General features: G+C 37.1%; 16 protein-coding genes. 10 read left to right on the top strand and 6 right to left on the bottom strand.

Translation table 11 applies throughout. The features are described from left to right. From R3333_RS05080 to R3333_RS05070, 3 genes are all read left to right on the top strand, one after another. The coding region (locus tag R3333_RS05080; RefSeq protein WP_318957682.1) for an acyl-CoA reductase at positions 1-723 on the top strand (723 nt) is incomplete at its 5' end. Positions 724-815: 92 nt separating this feature from the next. After that, the gene (locus R3333_RS05075) at positions 816-2,177 is read left to right on the top strand and encodes a pyridoxal-phosphate dependent enzyme (protein ID WP_318957681.1); all 1,362 of its coding nucleotides are present in this window, start codon (positions 816-818) and stop codon (positions 2,175-2,177) included. A 19-nt stretch (positions 2,178-2,196) separates the two neighbouring features. Next, entirely contained in the window at positions 2,197-2,952 is a 756-nt protein-coding gene (locus tag R3333_RS05070; RefSeq protein WP_318957679.1) for a helical backbone metal receptor, read from the top strand. Here R3333_RS05070 and R3333_RS05065 read toward each other — a convergent pair. Further along, positions 2,942-4,279, bottom strand: coding sequence for a hypothetical protein (locus R3333_RS05065; protein WP_318957677.1), 1,338 nt, complete (start codon positions 4,277-4,279; stop codon positions 2,942-2,944). The two genes, R3333_RS05070 and R3333_RS05065, sit on opposite strands and share 11 nt — an antisense overlap. Before the next feature lie 140 nt (positions 4,280-4,419). On the opposite strand from R3333_RS05065, the gene R3333_RS05060 reads away from it, so the two are divergent. Further along, on the top strand, positions 4,420-4,977 hold the full coding sequence (locus R3333_RS05060) for a 1-acyl-sn-glycerol-3-phosphate acyltransferase (protein ID WP_318957675.1): 558 nt from the start codon (positions 4,420-4,422) through the stop codon (positions 4,975-4,977). Here the strand turns inward: R3333_RS05060 and crtD are convergent, their stop codons facing one another. Beyond that, entirely contained in the window at positions 4,978-6,447 is a 1,470-nt protein-coding gene (crtD, locus tag R3333_RS05055) for a 1-hydroxycarotenoid 3,4-desaturase CrtD (protein ID WP_318957674.1), read from the bottom strand. Positions 6,448-6,501: 54 nt separating this feature from the next. After that, a complete protein-coding gene (gcvT, locus tag R3333_RS05050; protein WP_318957673.1) occupies positions 6,502-7,584 on the bottom strand; it encodes a glycine cleavage system aminomethyltransferase GcvT in 1,083 nt (360 codons plus the stop codon). 186 nt (positions 7,585-7,770) lie between these two features. On the opposite strand from gcvT, the gene R3333_RS05045 reads away from it, so the two are divergent. From R3333_RS05045 to R3333_RS05025, 5 genes are all read left to right on the top strand, one after another. Beyond that, complete coding sequence (locus R3333_RS05045; RefSeq protein WP_318957672.1) at positions 7,771-9,663, top strand: nucleoside-diphosphate sugar epimerase/dehydratase; 1,893 nt, start codon at positions 7,771-7,773, stop codon at positions 9,661-9,663. Beyond that, a complete protein-coding gene (locus R3333_RS05040) occupies positions 9,647-10,039 on the top strand; it encodes a thioesterase family protein (protein WP_318957670.1) in 393 nt (130 codons plus the stop codon). Before R3333_RS05045 ends, R3333_RS05040 begins: the two co-directional genes overlap by 17 nt. Position 10,040: 1 nt before the next feature. After that, positions 10,041-11,156, top strand: a complete 1,116-nt coding sequence (locus R3333_RS05035; protein ID WP_318957668.1) for a toxin-antitoxin system YwqK family antitoxin — start codon at positions 10,041-10,043, stop codon at positions 11,154-11,156. 152 nt (positions 11,157-11,308) lie between these two features. After that, complete coding sequence (locus tag R3333_RS05030; protein WP_318957667.1) at positions 11,309-13,585, top strand: aconitate hydratase; 2,277 nt, start codon at positions 11,309-11,311, stop codon at positions 13,583-13,585. A gap of 122 nt (positions 13,586-13,707) precedes the next feature. Next, a complete protein-coding gene (locus tag R3333_RS05025; RefSeq protein ID WP_318957666.1) occupies positions 13,708-14,349 on the top strand; it encodes an outer membrane beta-barrel protein in 642 nt (213 codons plus the stop codon). A gap of 44 nt (positions 14,350-14,393) precedes the next feature. Here the strand turns inward: R3333_RS05025 and R3333_RS05020 are convergent, their stop codons facing one another. The 3 genes from R3333_RS05020 to R3333_RS05010 are packed head-to-tail and all read right to left on the bottom strand — an operon-like array spanning position 14,394 to position 17,085. Beyond that, positions 14,394-14,861 carry a DUF1456 family protein gene (locus R3333_RS05020; protein WP_318957664.1) on the bottom strand — a complete coding sequence of 156 codons (468 nt, stop codon included), beginning with the start codon at positions 14,859-14,861 and terminating at the stop codon, positions 14,394-14,396. Next, complete coding sequence (locus R3333_RS05015) at positions 14,861-15,955, bottom strand: transporter substrate-binding domain-containing protein (RefSeq protein WP_318957663.1); 1,095 nt, start codon at positions 15,953-15,955, stop codon at positions 14,861-14,863. Before R3333_RS05015 ends, R3333_RS05020 begins: the two co-directional genes overlap by 1 nt. Continuing rightward, positions 15,952-17,085, bottom strand: a complete 1,134-nt coding sequence (locus R3333_RS05010; RefSeq protein ID WP_318957662.1) for an acyltransferase — start codon at positions 17,083-17,085, stop codon at positions 15,952-15,954. The genes R3333_RS05015 and R3333_RS05010 overlap by 4 nt, the downstream gene beginning before the upstream one ends. A 49-nt stretch (positions 17,086-17,134) precedes the next feature. Here R3333_RS05010 and lhgO point away from each other — a divergent pair. Then, positions 17,135-17,976, top strand: an 842-nt coding sequence (gene lhgO, locus R3333_RS05005; RefSeq protein WP_318957660.1) for an L-2-hydroxyglutarate oxidase, incomplete at its 3' end; no start/stop codon positions are given.

The raw sequence follows: 17,976 nt of genomic DNA, 5'->3' as shown, positions 1-17,976 counted from the left end.
TTATGTGTATTGCTTTCTGGTAATAAAGCGGTGTGTAAGTTGTCTTCAGAAGATAAACATCTTTTACCAGCCTTTTGTGAGGTACTCGCTAAGTTTGATCCGGAATTCCTCCAATTCATAGAATTCGTGCAAGGAAACTTGAAAAATCCAGATGCTGTAATTGCTACGGGATCTAATAACTCTGCTCAGTATTTCGAAAAGTATTTTGGAGCATATCCTAACATCATTCGCAAAGGGAGAACTTCTTTAGCCGTGTTAACAGGCGAGGAGACCAAAGAAGAATTACAGGCACTCGGAAGCGATATTTTTACGCATTACGGATTGGGTTGTAGAAATGTAACACAAGTATTAATGCCAAAAGATTTTGATATCGATAGATTCTTTGGTGCCATTGTAGATTTTGGAGAAATAATCAACCATAATAAATACGCCAATAACTTCGATTACCACAGGGCTATCTATTTATTGAATCAAGATGATCTTTTAGAAAATGGATTCTTATTGACCAAAGAAGATGATAGATTGTTCTCTCCAATTGGTGTGTTGTTCTACCACAGGTATGAGCACCAAGAAGAAGTGGAGCAATATATAAAAGAGAGGGCAGAAGATATTCAAGCGGTGGTAGGACATAATTACCTTCCTTTTGGATCTGTTCAAAGTCCTGGTTTAGAGGATTATGCAGATGGTGTGAACACCATGGAGTTTATCGCAAACTTAGCATAAAAAGAACTTGTCTTAAATTATCACAAAACTGACTTTCCCTTTCGTAAAGTACTGTTATTTTTGTGTGCGTATTTAGAATACAACAAATTGATATGAAGTATTACAACAATATATTAGAAACCATAGGAAATACTCCTTTGGTGAAGATTAACAAACTAACTAAAGATGTTAAGGCTACAGTCTTGGCAAAAGTAGAAACTACCAACCCAGGTAACTCTGTAAAAGATAGAATGGCTGTGAAAATGGTCGAAGATGCAGAGGAAAAGGGATGGATAAAACCAGGAGGAACTATCATTGAAGGTACTTCAGGTAACACAGGAATGGGACTTGCATTAGCTGCTATTGCGAAGGGATACAAATTAATTTGTGTTTTGGCAGATAAGCAGAGTAAGGAGAAAATGGACATCTTGCGTGCCGTAGGTGCAGAAGTTGTTGTTTGTCCTACAGCAGTTGAACCAGAGGATCCACGTTCTTACTACTCAGTTTCTAAAAGGTTGGCAGAAGAAACACCGAACTCTTGGTATGTGAATCAATACGATAACTTGGCGAACCGCCAGGCGCATTACGAACAAACTGGACCAGAGATTTGGGAACAAACAGAAGGTAAAATCACTCACTTTATCGTAGGTGTTGGAACTGGAGGTACAATTTCAGGAGTTGGTAAATACTTAAAAGAACAAAATCCGAATGTAAAAATTTGGGGGGTAGACACTTACGGTTCTGTATTTAAGAAGTACCACGAAACTGGAATATTCGACGAGAACGAAATTTACCCATACATCACTGAAGGGATTGGAGAAGATATTCTTCCAAAAAATGTTGATTTTGACATTATCGATCACTTTACAAAGGTTACCGATAAAGATGCTGCGGTTTACACACGTAGATTGGCACGTGAAGAAGGTATTTTTGTAGGTAACTCAGCAGGAGCTGCTATCAAAGGTGTATTGCAAATGCAAGATGAACTTACAGAAGATGATGTAGTGGTTGTTTTATTCCACGATCACGGTTCGCGTTACGTTGGTAAAATGTTTAACGACGATTGGATGCGTGAGAGAGGTTTCTTGGAGGAAGAAAAGAAAACAGCTTTAGACTTGATTGAAAGTCATGCCAACTTACCTTTAGTATCTTTAATGAGCGAAGAATTAATCTCGCATGCAGTTTCTAAAATGCGCGATTTTAAAATCTCTCAGATTCCTGTAATGAAGGATGGTGAATTTGTTGGTTTGGTAGATGATAAAACATTGTTTGAGTTATTGATTGATAACCCAAATATCGTCGATGATCCAATTTCTACAGTAATGAAAGACCCATTACCAGTGGTTGAAGCATCTGCAAACATCGATCAAATCTCTAAATTGATCAACAGAGAAACACCGGCTGTTTTGGTGAAATTAGAAAACGGTAAATACAATATTATTACACGTTACGATATCATTGACGCGATAGCATAACATGGAATTTATTGATCAAATGCATAGAACAATCCGCCTGGGCCATGTGCCTGAGCGGATTGTTTCGTTAGTACCCTCTCAAACCGAGTTACTCTATGATTTGGGCTTGGGAGATAGGGTAGTGGGGATAACCAAATTCTGTATACATCCCGAAGAATGGTTCCGTAGTAAAACGCGTGTTGGTGGAACTAAAAATGTTGATTTAGACAAGGTAAAGGCTTTAAAACCGGACCTAATTATAGGGAACAAGGAGGAGAATGAGAAGTCAGACATTTTGGCTTTAGAAGATGTTGCTCCTGTGTGGATGTCAGACATCTTTACACTTTCAGATAGCTTGAAAATGATTCTAGCTTTAGGCGAAATTTTAAAGCTAGAGGATCATGCGCAGAATATGGTAAAGCGCATAGAACAAGAGTTTGTTGCTCTCGAAAAATTAAAGTTAGATCAAAAAGTCTTGTACCTAATTTGGAAAGATCCCTATATGGGAGTAGGACCAAATACCTTTATAGATCATGTTTTACACGATCATTTAGGGGCAACAAATGTCCTTAAAGAGGAAAGATATCCGATGATAGAATTAAGTTCCTTAGCGGAGAAGCCAGAATTGGTTTTATTGAGTTCTGAACCCTATCCGTTTAAAGAAAAACACGTGGCTGAAATTCAAAAGATACTTCCTCAAGCAAAGATATACTTAGTGGATGGAGAATACTTTTCTTGGTATGGGTCCAGACTGCTCGGGGCACCGAAGTATTTTCACCAGTTGTTTAGCGAATAAAAGAAAGCAGGTATTTTACCAGTTCGAGACTCGCTTCTTGTTTGTCTTTGAAACGCATTTCACCTTCTATAGTGAGTTGGTTATTGCCTACTTCATGAGCACAAACTTCAAAGTGCTCAACACGCTCTAAGAGAGTTCTCGAGTTTCTATAGAGCGGAAAGTTGTTTAAAATTCCTAACATAAAAGGATCGGTATCTACGGTAAGTAAATCCTTGATGTCTCCCTTTAATTCGAATTCCTTGGGCTTATTTAAAGTCGTAAAAGAAGGGTTTTCATTAATTCCCACATAAATTTCATGCGCATTCAGGTGCAGAACATAGAAATATTCTCCTAAAATTTTAAGTGGAGGAAACTCCATGGTCCCATCTTCTGAAAGGCTTATCCCTGCGGTATTAAAATCTTCAATTTTTAAACTATCCTTAAAATGAAATACACCATTAAATTGAGGGAGTAATTTGAGTTGAGTGTGTTCTGTTTTTAGTTTAACACCTTTGTAATGCATTTGAGTAGATACTATACCTTCAGTAGGTATCCCCAACATCTTTAAACTCCCGTTAAAGTAATGGTTGAGCGTGTCGGGTAATTCTCCCGTTACGGCGTTGACCAAACTCGTATCGTCCGTGATATAATGAAACTGCTGATGCTGTTTTACTTTAACAGGATTCTTGGTGCCAGCACCCAGAAGTTCGATTTTGTTATCAATTAAATTGATGGATGAAATACTTTCTTGCACATTACTTTCAATATCACCTGAGATATAAACTTGAATCTGATCCTCCTCATTTTTGGCCTGGATAAATTTGTTTCTTGCAGGAGATTTAACGATGTCTTGCACCAATAAATTATCTATATGTTGGCGAAGTTCATTCGTGAAAGCAACGTCATTGGTATCGTTGATAACCAGACAAGCCAGTCCTTTATGAAAACTAATATAGTAAGGGAAGTTTTCTATTTTTTCTTTTAAAAGCTGTGGGTTTTCAGGTTTAAATAAAACGGCAGTAACTAATTTTTGATTCCACTTTTCTTGGAAGAATAAGAGCTCATTTTTCGGGAAGAGATGCTGTATTACATCATCAAAATCTCCTTTTTCGGATTTATCGAGTTTTATGAGGTCTTTTCTACGTAGTTTTTGCTTAAAGATTACATCGCTAATTACTGGACCTAACAAACGTTTGTTGTTAATTTTTAGCGCAAAATAAGTGTCTTGGGGTAGGTGGTTTTCTAACTGTTCTGGAGTGAAGGATTGTATCCCCTTGAACACGTAAAAAGTGATCCACGAAAAGCAAATGAGGCTCAGTACAACAAGTAAGTTTTTAATCTTCTGCATTGCGTAATCTTGTGCTCACAAAAATAGATAAATATTCCAGCCTTCATTGGAATTTAAAGCTTTAGTTTAAATAACTTATTTACTATTTTACTGTAAAATATTTAACTCTCATCCATAACGAAAAAGTGTACCTTTGCAGCATGTCATTTTGGAACGGTTTATTGAGATTGGCGGGTTGGGATGTTGACAAAACAGCCCCTGAAGGCATTAAGAAAATGGTAATTGTGGTGGGACCACATACCTCTAATTGGGATTTTATTATTGGTTATTTGGCCTTGAGATCTTACAAAGTGAAAGCAAAGTTCCTTATTAAAAAAGAGCTTTTTGTTGGACCCTTAGGTTGGTTTTTACGCAATGCCGGAGGGGTTCCTGTCGATAGAAAAAACAAGAATGTCAATTTTACTGATCAGGCTGTTCGCTACTTCAAGGAGAATGATGAAATGTTTCTAATTTTTACCCCAGAAGCAACCCGCAGCTATAATCCAAATTGGAAACTTGGTTTTTACTATATCGCTAAACGTGCCAATGTCCCCATCTATATTTGTTACCTAGATTATAAAAATAAAAAAGGTGGATTTCTGAAGCCTTTTGAAATGACCGGTGATGTGGATGCAGATGTAGCAGAAATCAAAAATACCTTGAGTCAATTCGAAGGGAAGATTCCTGAAAATGGAATTAGAAGAGTAGAGGATGAGTAACTAAAGTTTAAAGTCCTTTTTTGCGTATTCTACAGCTAGTTTAGCGGCATTAAGTGCTAAAGGAATTCCTCCTCCAGGATGAACCGAAACTCCTGCAAAGTACAAGCCTTTTATGTTGTTATGCTTGTTGGAATGTCTGTAAAATGCAGCGAATTTATTATTACTTGCGTTTCCGTAAATCGCACCCATTTTTCCAAAATAATCCTTTTCTATACTTATAGGACTCATTACATCTTCTACTTCAATTAAAGCAGATAAATCAGTATCCAACTCCTTGCTTAATCGCGATAGAATAATGTTGCGTAATGTAGGAATCGCATCTTCCCAATTTTGACCTACATTGTTGGGTACATTAACCATGACAAACCAATTTTCACAACCCTTCGGAGCATCGCTTTCTACTTCTTTTGACGTGATATTAACGTAGATACTTGGATCGAAATAAATTTGTTTATCATCAAAAATTGTGTGGAATTCATCCCTGTAATCCGTATTGAAGAAAACGTTGTGTAGCCCTAATTCCGGGAACGACTTTTTTATCCCCCAATAAAAAACAACCGCAGAACTTGATTTTTCTTGTTCTAATATGTTTTTAGGTATTTTTTCTTGAGGTAATAGTTTTTCGTAGGTGAAATTGATATCCATGTTAGACACTACAATGTCGGCAGGGTAAAGTCCGTTCTTCGTACGAATACCACGTACATCTCTTCCGTTTAATTGAATTTCTTCTACTTTCTCATTGAGGTAAAATTTCACCCCTAATTCTTTGCATAAATCACCCAATGCAGAAGAGATCTGTTGCATACCTTTTTCGGGTAAATACACACCTTCGTTTACTTCTAAATGCGAAATCATGTTGAGCATCGCCGGAGCCTTGTAAGGATCACTTCCATTGTAGGTGGCAAAACGATTGAAAAACTGTAAGGTTTTTGGGTTAAAAAAGAATTTTTTATTCTCACTGTTCATGGTTTCAGAAAGTGCATAGCTGCTAATGTTAACCAATGCTTTAACCAATTTCCATCCCAAGAGGCTTTTGAAGTTATGCAGTGATTTTTCAATGAACAAAGGGGAGATTAACTTGTAATTTTTTGCTGCCTTGTCTAAATATTGATGCAGGGTGGTTGGATTTTCGCCGAGTTTCTCAGATAGGAGTTTTACTTGTTCCTCTCTGTCATTGGGTAAGGTAAAACGAGTACCGTCCGGGTAAAAGTAGCGGAAACCCTCATCTATTTTTTTGTAAGGAAAATTAAAAGGTTTGTGCGCGAATTTGTATAGGTCTTCGATGTAATGTGGAGCTGTAAACACAGACGGACCTGTGTCAAATCTATATTTCCCCAACTTCTTGTTGTTGATTTTACCTCCAATGAAAGGATTGGCTTCAAACAGCATGACCTTGCATCCTTCTTTGGCCAACCTTATTGCTGAAGCCAAACCACCTATTCCAGAACCTATTACTATCGCTTTTTTCATAACACAAAAAAACGGGTATTGAAATTCAATACCCGTTGGTTAATGTACAAATAATTATCCTTTGTAAAATGGTAATTTCACCACTTTTGCTTTCACATTCTTTTTACGTACCGCTACAAAGATTTCAGTATCTAATGCTGCGTTTTCTACAGTAACATATCCTAAACCAATTCCTTTGTTTAATGAAGGAGACATAGTTCCTGAAGTTACAATTCCAATTTCATTTCCTTCAGCATCAACTAAAGTGTAGTCGTGTCTTGGAATACCTTTTTCAACCATTTCAAAAGCAACCAACTTACGTTTAACACCTTCTTCTTTTTGTTCTTTTAAAGCTTCAGAATTAACGAAGTCTTTCGTGAATTTAGTAATCCAACCCAAACCAGCTTCTAATGGAGAAGTTGTGTCGTTAATATCATTACCGTATAAACAGTAACCCATTTCTAAACGCAAAGTATCACGTGCAGCTAACCCAATTGGCTTAATTCCAAAGTCTGCACCTGCTTTCATCACTTCATTCCAAACGTGCTCAGCATCTTCGTTTTTGATGTAGATTTCAAAACCACCTGATCCTGTGTAACCTGTCGCAGAAATAATAACATTATCTCTACCGGCAAAAGTACCTTCTTCAAAAGTGTAGAATTTAATGTTAGATAAATCTGTAGCCGTTAAGCTTTGCATAGCTTCTGCAGCTTTAGGACCTTGAATAGCCAATAAAGAGTACTCCTCAGAAGCATCAGTCATTTTAGCTCCCATTGTATTGTGAGATGAAATCCAATTCCAATCCTTTTCAATGTTCGAAGCATTTACTACCAAAAGGTATTTTTCAGCATTAAACCTGTAAATAATTAAATCATCAACAATACCACCATCGTTATTAGGCATACAGCTGTACTGAGCTTTACCGTCAGTTAATTTACTTGCATCATTCGATGAGATTTTCTGAATCAATTCTAAGGCTTTATCACCCTCGATAAAAAACTCTCCCATGTGAGAAACATCAAAAACACCAACATCTTTTCTAACTGTTTCATGTTCTACTTTTACTCCTTCATATTGAACAGGCATGTTATATCCTGCAAAAGGAACCATCTTTGCATTAAGTGCTTCGTGCACATGTGTTAAAGCTGTATTTTTCATCTCAATCGTGCTTTTAAGGTAAATATCCCAATATCGGGGTTTACAATTATAACTCTAGTTTCTTCGCTTAATAGCTGAGGGCGCAAAATTAATAACTTTCGTTAAGCTCCAATCAATTTTATTGAAATCCTAACATTAATTACATTAATTTTATCTTTGCGGAACAAGCACTATTTACTTTTCTTTATGAAATTACCAAGTACGAGTACACCCAGGTGGATAATTATTTTGGGAGATTTATTTATTTCCTTGTTAGCACTGGTGATTGCATATTTAATTCGTTTCGATTTTTACTCAGACATCTCTGTAATTAAGGAAGAATTATCAATCATTCAATTTTCCATCCCCATCTTTCTTTTGGTGAAATATTTGGTTTTCTATACCTACCAAGTTCACAAAGGTTTGGTTCGATTTACCTCAACAGAGGATTTGAAACGACTTTTCTTAGCAGTTCTCACATCTAGTTTATTATTTGGAGTAATAGGGTTGTTTAGGTACACCCTCGTAGATAACTATTTTCTTTTCCCCACTTCTGTGGTGATTATTGAGTTTTTTGTTTCTGTTGTAATTCTTACGGGGAGTAGGTTTGCGGTAAAAAGTTTGCACTACGATAAGTCCAAAGAAAAACAAAAGAAAGTAAAACGAGTACTTATTTATGGTGCTGGAGTTTCTGGATTAATCACAAAAAGGACGATAGAAAAAGACACATTAAACGATTATCAAATCATTGGTTTTTTAGATGATAACAAAAAGTTAAAAGGTAATCGTTTAGAAGGAAGAGTAATCTTTCACACGAGTTCATTTGAGAAATTAGTTGCAGATGAAGGAGTAGATGAGTTAATCATCGCTATTCAAAAGCCCGATCCTAGTTTGAAAAAGGATTTAATTGAAAGGGCGCTGAAATTAGACATTGAAGTGGTTACCGTGCCTTCCGTTAAAAGTTGGATTAATGGAGAGTTTTCTACCAAACAGATTAAAAAGGTAAGAATTGAAGATTTGTTGGGTCGAAAGCAAATTGTGTTGGATGAAGACCAGATCAAAGAGGATATACAGGGAAAGGTTGTTTTGATTACTGGTGCCGCTGGATCTATTGGTAGTGGTATGGTGAGACAGCTCACGCGCTACGGTGCTAAAAAATTGATTTTACTCGATCAAGCAGAGTCGCCTTTGTATGATTTGCAGAATGAATTGATCAACAACCTCGATTTTCATGAGTTTGAATTAGTGATTGGAGATATTCGTTCTTTCCACAGAATGGAGAAGTTATTCCGTACGCGTAAACCTGAAATGGTCTATCACGCGGCAGCTTACAAGCATGTTCCTTTAATGGAAGAAAATCCTTCTGAAGCCATGTTGACCAACATAAAAGGTACGCGTAATTTAGTGAAGTTGAGTGATCAGTATGGCGTAGAAAAATTTGTTATGATTTCTACGGATAAGGCAGTGAACCCAACCAATGTTATGGGGGCCTCTAAGCGAGTAGCGGAATTGTTTGCACAAGCCATTAATTTAAATTCTAAAACGCAGTTTATCACCACCAGGTTCGGAAATGTACTTGGGTCCAACGGCTCGGTAATACCTTTGTTCAGAAAACAAATCGATCAGGGAGGACCTATCACGGTAACGCACAAAGATGTTACGCGTTATTTTATGACTATTCCTGAAGCTTGTCAACTTGTTTTGGAGGCTGGTACCATGGGGAATGGTGGAGAGATTTTTGTATTTGACATGGGGGAATCTGTAAAAATTATGGATTTGGCCAAGAAAATGATACGCTTGAGTGGTTTAGAACTGGGGAAAGATATTAGTATTAAAGTAACCGGTTTAAGGCCTGGCGAAAAACTGTATGAGGAATTACTGTCAAATGCAGAAAATACGATAGAAACACATCACCCTCAAATATTAAAAGCCATACTGCCTCAGGTGGATGTGGACAATATTAGAAAGGTAGAAGAGTTAATAACATTATTTGACAATCAGGATAATTATCAAATTGTAGGAAGTATGAAAGCCATAGTTCCTGAGTTTAAGAGTAATAATTCTGAATTTGAAAGTTTAGACAATGACAAAGCCAGCTAAAATACACGTACGATTTGCAGATTGCGACATGATGGGGCACGTAAACAATGCCGTTTACCTCAGTTATTTCGAAATGGCGCGTATGCACTATTTTGAGCAAGTCATTGATAAGAAGTGGGACTGGAAAAAACAGGGTATAGTTTTGGTGAAAAACACGGTAGAATACATGGGACCGGTTTTTTTACATGATGAACCTCAAATTTTTGTTAAGGTAAGCCACGTGGGAAACAAAAGTTTTACAATGATTTATGATCTACAGGTAAATGGAATTACCAAAACAAAGGGAGAGTCGGTTTTAGTATGTTTTGATTTCTTAGCCAATAAAACGGCAGAAGTTTACCCAGAAATGAAGGAAGCGCTTACAAAAATATCTTAGTATGAAGAATTGGATTTTATTGGTTTTGGTAATAATGGTTCAAAGTTTTGTCTTCGGACAAATGGAGAAGCTAGGAGAGCCGTGTTACCAAAAGACCTTGGATAGGAAAGAGGCCATGAAAAAAAGCAGGTCTCGTTATGTAGAATGGGAGTGTGGAAAAGATCCAGAAATCGTAGATTGTAATCAGGCTCTTCAGTTAGACCCTGAAACAGAACGCGTATACACCAATGGAAGTGCCAATGATTTTTCTACAGGTGGTCAACTTTTCACCGGGTACTGCGAATCTTGCCACGACAATGGTATACGTAAACGTTTAGTCTACTTTGAAAATGGTTTACAAAACGGAAAAGACACCACGTATTACGAGTCTGGTTGCCCACTCGTGGTTACAAGCTATATAGCAGGAAAAGAAAATGGAACATGGACAAAATTCTTTGATAGTTCAGGATATGTAGCATGGGAAATTAATTTCTTAGACAATAAGAAACACGGTAGAAGTATATATTTTGCTCAATACCCTAATGGAGAAGATAGAAATGGTCACCCTAGATATACCATAGATACGCTAAAAATTGAAAGTTTCGTTAATGGAATTTTGGATGGAACCAAAAAGGAATTTTACAAGGATTCTAAAATTAAGCGCGAAGTAAACTACAAAATGGGTGAATTACACGGGGCGTTTAAAACCTATGGAGAAGACGGAACGCTGTTAGAAGATCTCAATTTTGAAGATGGGGAAAAGGAAGGTGAACAGAAATATTATTACGATAATGGAGCTCCTTTGAGAACTGAAAATTGGAAGAAGCACTTAAAAGAAGGTAATTTCACTACTTTCTATATTCAAGGCCATGTGCAGAAGTCTGAGGTGTATAAAAAAGGACAGAAGCACGGATGGTTTGAAGAGCGATTTCCAGACAACTCAATTAAGCGTAGAGCTTTGTATGAGAAGGATGTTTTGATTGAGGAACATGTATTTGATAAATACGGAAACGAAATCAAAACCTTTGGAGTAGAAGAGGAGGAAAATGCAGCAGAGGATGATGCAATGCCTACTGAAAAAGGGAAGAAGAAAAGAAAGCGTAAAAAGAAAAGGAAAGAAGCAAAAGAAGAAGAATAACAAAAAGGTCTCTAGATACAACTAGAGGCCTTTTTTTGTCGCCTTTATTTAGAACTATTCAATCTTAAAAAATCAAATCCCATAGAGCTTTTAAATAAGATTCAAATTTGTTAAATTCGCACATCTTTAAATTTATAAAGCACAAAAAGACTATGGCGTTTGATATAGACATGATTAAAGCTGTATACGACAGATACCCTGAGCGTATTGCAGCTGCTCGTAAAGTTGTTAATAAACCATTAACGCTTGCAGAGAAAATTTTATACACTCACCTTTGGGAAGGTGAAGCAACTCAAGCTTTTGAAAGAGGTAACTCTTACGTTGATTTTGCTCCAGATAGAGTAGCAATGCAGGATGCAACAGCGCAAATGGCTTTGTTACAGTTCATGCAAGCAGGTAAGGATAAAGTTGCAGTGCCTTCTACAGCACACGCAGATCACCTTATTCAAGCCAAGTTAGGTGCAACTAAAGATTTACAAGAAGGTATCAACAAGAACAACGAGGTATTTAACTTCTTAAGTTCTGTATGTGATAAATACGGTATTGGTTTCTGGAAACCAGGCGCAGGTATTATTCACCAAGTAGTTTTAGAAAACTACGCTTTCCCTGGTGGAATGATGATAGGTACTGACTCTCACACTGTAAATGCCGGAGGTTTAGGTATGGTTGCAGTTGGTGTTGGTGGTGCTGACGCAGTAGACGTAATGGCAGGTATGGCTTGGGAGTTGAAGTTCCCAAAACTTATCGGTGTTAAGTTAACTGGTAAATTGAATGGATGGACTGCTCCAAAAGACGTAATCTTAAAAGTAGCTGATATCTTAACAGTAAAAGGTGGTACAGGATGTATCGTTGAATACTTTGGAGAAGGTGCTGAGTCTATGTCTTGTACAGGTAAAGGTACAATCTGTAACATGGGAGCTGAGATAGGAGCTACAACTTCTACTTTCGGTTACGATGATTCAATGAGAAGATACTTAAAGTCTACAGGTAGAGCTGATGTTGTTGAGTTAGCTGACCAAGTAGCAGAGCACTTAACAGGTGATGCTGAAGTTTACGCAAACCCAGAGCAATACTTCGATCAAGTAATTGAAATCGATTTAGATAAATTAATGCCACACTTGAATGGACCATTTACTCCAGACTTAGCGACGGAAGTAGGATCTATGACAGATAAGGCAAACGAAAATGGATGGCCATTAGACGTAGAATGGGGATTAATTGGATCTTGTACTAACTCTTCTTACGAAGATTTATCAAGAGCTGCATCTATCGCTAAACAAGCCGTAGATAAAGGATTAGTTACGAAGGCGCAATTTGGTATTAACCCAGGTTCTGAGCAAGTAAGATATACAGCAGAAAGAGATGGTTTATTGAAAACTTTCGAAGATTTAGATGCTACTATCTTTACAAATGCATGTGGACCATGTATCGGACAATGGGGAAGATACAGCGATCCTAAGAACGCTCCTAAAAACTCTATCGTTCACTCTTTCAACCGTAACTTCGCGAAGAGAGCTGATGGTAACCCAAATACACACGCATTCGTTGCTTCACCAGAAATGGTAGCTGCAATTGCAATTTCAGGAAGATTGGATTTCAACCCAATTACTGACACATTAACAAACAAAAACGGAGAGGAAGTAAAATTAGATCCACCACACGGAGATGAGCTTCCAACAAAAGGATTCGCAGTTGAAGATAACGGATATCAAGCACCAGCAGAAGATGGTTCTGGAATCGAGGTTATCGTAAACGAAGATTCTGAGCGTTTACAATTGTTAACTCCTTTTGCTGCTTGGGATGGTGAAAACATCACTGGAGCAAAATTGTTAATCAAAGCTGAAGGTAAATGTACTACTGACCACATCTCTATGGCTGGACCATGGTTGAGATACAGAGGTCACTTAGATAACATCTCTAACAACTGTTTAATCGGTGCTGTGAATGCATTCGGAGGAGCTACAAACGAAGTAGTAAACCAATTAACAGGAGATAAATCAGAAGTTCCTGCTGCAGCAAGAGCTTACAAAGCAGCTGGAGTTCCTACAGTAGTAGTAGGAGATCACAACTACGGTGAAGGTTCTTCTAGAGAGCACGCGGCAATGGAGCCACGTCACTTAGGTGTAAGAGCGGTAATCGTTAAATCATTTGCACGTATCCACGAAACTAACTTGAAAAAACAAGGTATGTTAGGATTAACGTTTGATAATGAAGCTGATTACGATAAAATCAAAGAAGATGATACATTCAACTTCGTTGATTTAGCGGAATTCGCACCAGGAAAACAATTGACATTAGAAGTAGCACACGCTGATGGATCAACAGATACAATCATGTTGAACCACACGTACAATGCTCAGCAAATTGAATGGTTTAAAGCAGGTTCAGCATTGAACTTAATTAAATCTCAAGCTGCTGCAAACGCATAAGCACTTTAGAATTTTAAAGATGAGGGAGAATCAATATTGGTTCTCCCTTTTTTTTGTTCTTTTTGGCCCAACAATTGTAATAGTGCAAAAAGAAATTAATATTTGAAATAAATAAATTCACTATGAAAAGAATCTACAAGTTATTATTAGTCTGTACCGCAATGATTTCGGTAAGTACTACCGTCGAAGCACAAAGCGCTCCTAGAGAGGGAGATATTATTTTAAACCCTTATTACGGAGGTCCAAATTTTGGGAAAAACTTATTCTCAAATTCGACAATAGAAGTGAATGATAATGAAATACAGTCTGTAAATACAACCACTACTGGATTAGGTCCTATGGGATTAAGAGGTGGTTACATGCTTTCAGATAAAGTGATGATCGGATTAGATGTAATTTATAACGGTTTTACAACTGAATATACCTACACCAAACAAAATGATCCTGTGGTTTACAACGGAAGATTAACCATGAATCGCGTTCGTGTTCAGGCAAGGTTTAACTTTAACTTTGAAACTTCTTCTAATGTTTTCAAACCATATTTTGGAGCTGGTATCGGATATAACGGTAGATTTTGGACAATAGAAGATAACGGTCAGAATATACAAGAGGGAGATGTCAATGGATTGCCAGCTGCTATTCTCCCAGTGTCTGCTCGTATAGCTTTTGGGTCGAACTTTTTTATCACTGATCAAATCGCTATCAATGGAGAAATTGGATTGGGTGGACCTGTATTATCTGCGGGGTTAACCTTTAAATTATAATTAGTACAGAAACAAAAAAGGCTGCCTAAGTAGGCAGCCTTTTTTTATGCGTTTTTTGGTCCAAATTTTTTATCTAATCCGTAGATGAAGTTTCTTAAAAATTGATCATGGCATTCTCTGTAATGCTTGTGTCCTGGTTTTCTAAAAAGTGCATTCAACTCGGCTTTCCCTACCTTTAATCCTACGAGTGTAAACAAATCTAAGATGTCCACATCCGTTAAAGCGTAAGCTATTTTTAATTTTTTTAGAATAAGGTTATTCGTGAGTTTTTTTTCAGCTACAGGAAGTGGCCCTTCTTTCTTTCCTCTTTTGTTGTTGATCACACCATTTAAAAAGTAAGCCAGGTTTTCGTCGTTGATGGCAGCGAATTGCTCATCGTCATCTTTTTTAAGCCAGTCACTTACTTCACTTCTTGTTACTTCTTTACCCGCAGAAGCAAAAGTTGCCATCATTTTATCGTCTCCGTAATCTAGGATGTAGCGTAGTTTTCTTATTATATCGTTGTTGGTCATTATTCCTTAATTAAATTGTATTCATTCAATAAAAGCTTCCATTCTAAACTTTCAGTCGCTTTTGTAATCTGTAAAGATATTTTCTTTTTTAGATCAGATGGAATTTCTTTGCTAAAAGCCATGGCATAAAATTGTGAGTTAAAGCTAAAATCTAAGCATTCAAAGGTGTTGTTCTCATCTGTGTTGATGATGTGTTGTAAGATAGGTTGGTCATAAGCAATGTAATCAATTTCCTCTTTCTCTAAGGCTTCTAAAGCCGCATCTATGGTAAGGTAATAGTGTACATTGTTAAAGAAGTTGTCTTCAAACCATTTTGCTGTTCCCGAGTTTTTAACGGTTGCAATGTTCTTATTTTTTAAATCTTGTGTTTTACTTATGTTGGTATTCATTTCATTAGTGGTTAAACTAGATGCTATTCCCGCCGTGAAACTACTGATGATAATGATCGCGGTAAACATCCAAAATAGCGCAATTATTCTTCCTCCCAAGGATTTGGGAGATTTATCTCCGTATCCTACAGTTGTCATAGTAACCGCACTCCACCAGAATCCGTTCCATAGTCCTTTTAAACCGTTTCCAAACTCTTCTTGATTATGTTTTCGTTCAAATACCCAAACGGCAAATCCAAATATTAATATCACAAAGCAAAGCGCTCCTAAGGCTTTAAAAAAGTTCAAGGAGAAAAAAGACATGAAAAAACTCCAGCTTTTTTTCCATGTGGGCACTGCACGCGTAAGCAAGGTTGTTTTTGTAGTGTAAAAAGGTACTGAGAATTCAAATTTTTCCAAACGCTGGCTCGTAATGCTCAAAGGTGATATGCAAATGTCCACAGTTCCCTCTTCTAATTGCACAAGCATTTGTTCGAAACTGAGTACTTGAAGTTCTTGGTTTAAGTCTAACCCTTCGTTTACTTGGTTCCATAACCACGCTCCTGGACCTTGTAAATTGTCATTTTCAACATCTATAAAAGGAGGTGTGATGTGATAAGCTATGGTCAAATTAGTATCCTGATATGCAGGTGCCTTTTTTACTTGTGCCCAGCTTAAGCTTGTAGCCATGAATAGAATTAGTAATGTACTTATTAGGTGTTTCATAATTTTATATCCTTTTTTCGCAAGTAGTTTTGTATGGGGAGTTCAAAATAGCGATAACTGATTTTTGCCCATCCTAAACTGATGAACAAAGATAAACTTATGTATAGAAAAAGTAAGAGTGGGGAATAGCTTAGGTCAAAATAGAGTGTAAGAGAGGTTAACGTATAGAGTACGAATACATGATAAACGTAAAAACCATAGGAGGAAATCCCCATTTTTCTGATAAAGTTATTGTGTTCAAGAAAAAAGGTCTTTTTTGAGTTTGTGATTAAATCTATAAGTATAAATCCAAAAGCTAATCCAATTACAAAACGTTCTCCCCATCTTAATGCAGGAGTGAAGATTTGATATTGAAAGAGAAGCATACTCAAGATGACTAAATATACTCCAAGGCGTATAGGGAGGTTCAACGACTTGAAGTACCGCTGTATTTTGTTTTGGTAATAGCTTACTGCTAGTAATCCTCCAATTCCAAAATCCGACATAACAGAAAAACTATGGTAGTAGATTATATCCGTTTCTTCTCCGTGTAGAAAACGAAAAATCAGAGATACTACAATAAGTAAAGGATAAAGAAGGTAAAATGCTATAGCAGTCTTTTTTCTGAATAGGAAGAGAATTAAGGCGACCAGGAAATAGTATTGACATTCCACAGCAATGGTCCACAAAGGGGTGAGGTAGTTTAGGTGGTCTAGCGCCCCCGTTTCTATTTCTTCAAAATTAAACGTGAAACTATAAAAGGACGATATATCGTAGATGGGTGTTTCTCCCCAAGGTGCAAGTGGAAATAGTAGATAGCAAAACCCCACAAACAAGAAGTAAAGCGGCAAGATTCGTAAGGACCTTTGTTTTAAAAATCGCCAACCCGTGTAGGGTTGAGCATCACTATTTTTTTCTAAGGCGAGATAGCTGATTAAAAAACCACTGAGAATAAAGAAAAGATTAACACCGAGTTGACCTTTACTTATGAAATAGGAGTAAAGCCTACTTTCGTGGATATCTATCCAGTTTTCTCTAAAAAGGGTGAATGCATGGAACACAAAAATAAAGAGTGCTGCAACAAAACGTAAACCGTAGAGGTTAAGGAAATACGTTTTCTTCTTCTTTTTATAGTCCGAAATGTCGTTCAAGCTTTACGATTTCTTAAATTAGCAACCAAAATAATACAATAAAAGGAGAATGACTTACGACGTAGCTATTATTGGAGGAGGAATTGTTGGAGCAGCAACTTTTTACAAATTGCAAAAGCAAAATCCAGATTTAAATATCGTTTTAATTGAAAAAGAAAAGCGTTTTGCAGATCACCAAACAGGTAATAACTCTGGTGTAATTCACTCAGGTTTGTATTATAAGCCAGGTTCTTTAAAAGCAGAAAACTGTGTGAAGGGTAGACACGAATTAGTGGCTTTTGCCAAGGAGCATAACGTTTCCCACGATGTGTGTGGTAAAGTGGTTGTGGCTACTAAAGAGTCTGAATTGCCTTTCATGGACAAAATTTTCGAAAACGGTATTGCGAACAATACAGAAGGAATTGAAAAGATTACGGGAGAGCAAGTAAAAGATCACGAACCTTTCGTAGAAGGTATAGCTGGTATTTGGGTACCGTGTACTGGAATTATCGACTTTAGAGGTGCTACCGAGAAAATGGTAGAGATTGCTGAAGGAATGAACGAAGCTTCTAAAGCTATTTTAGGTGAAGAAGTGATTGCGATTGAAAAAGGAGAGGGGAAAAGCACTGTAGTGTGTTCTTCGACTAAATACGAAGCAAAACATTTGATTTTCTGTGCAGGATTGCAAGCCGATAGAATGGCCAAGAAAGATGGGGTGGACTTAAAAGAAAAGGTAGTTGGGTTTAGAGGTGACTACTACGAATTAACCGATCAAGCGAAACACAAAGTAAATAACTTAATCTATCCTGTTCCCAATCCAGATTTCCCTTTCTTGGGTGTACACTTTACGCGTATGACAGATGGTGAAATAGAATGTGGACCTAATGCCGTGTTTACATTTAAAAGAGAAGG

This window comes from Lishizhenia sp. (assembly GCF_033720595.1).
Taxonomy (GTDB): Bacteria; Bacteroidota; Bacteroidia; order Flavobacteriales_D; family Crocinitomicaceae; genus Lishizhenia.
The sequence above is the reverse complement of the archived record's forward strand: the minus strand, read 5'-3'. Positions and strand labels throughout refer to the sequence as shown.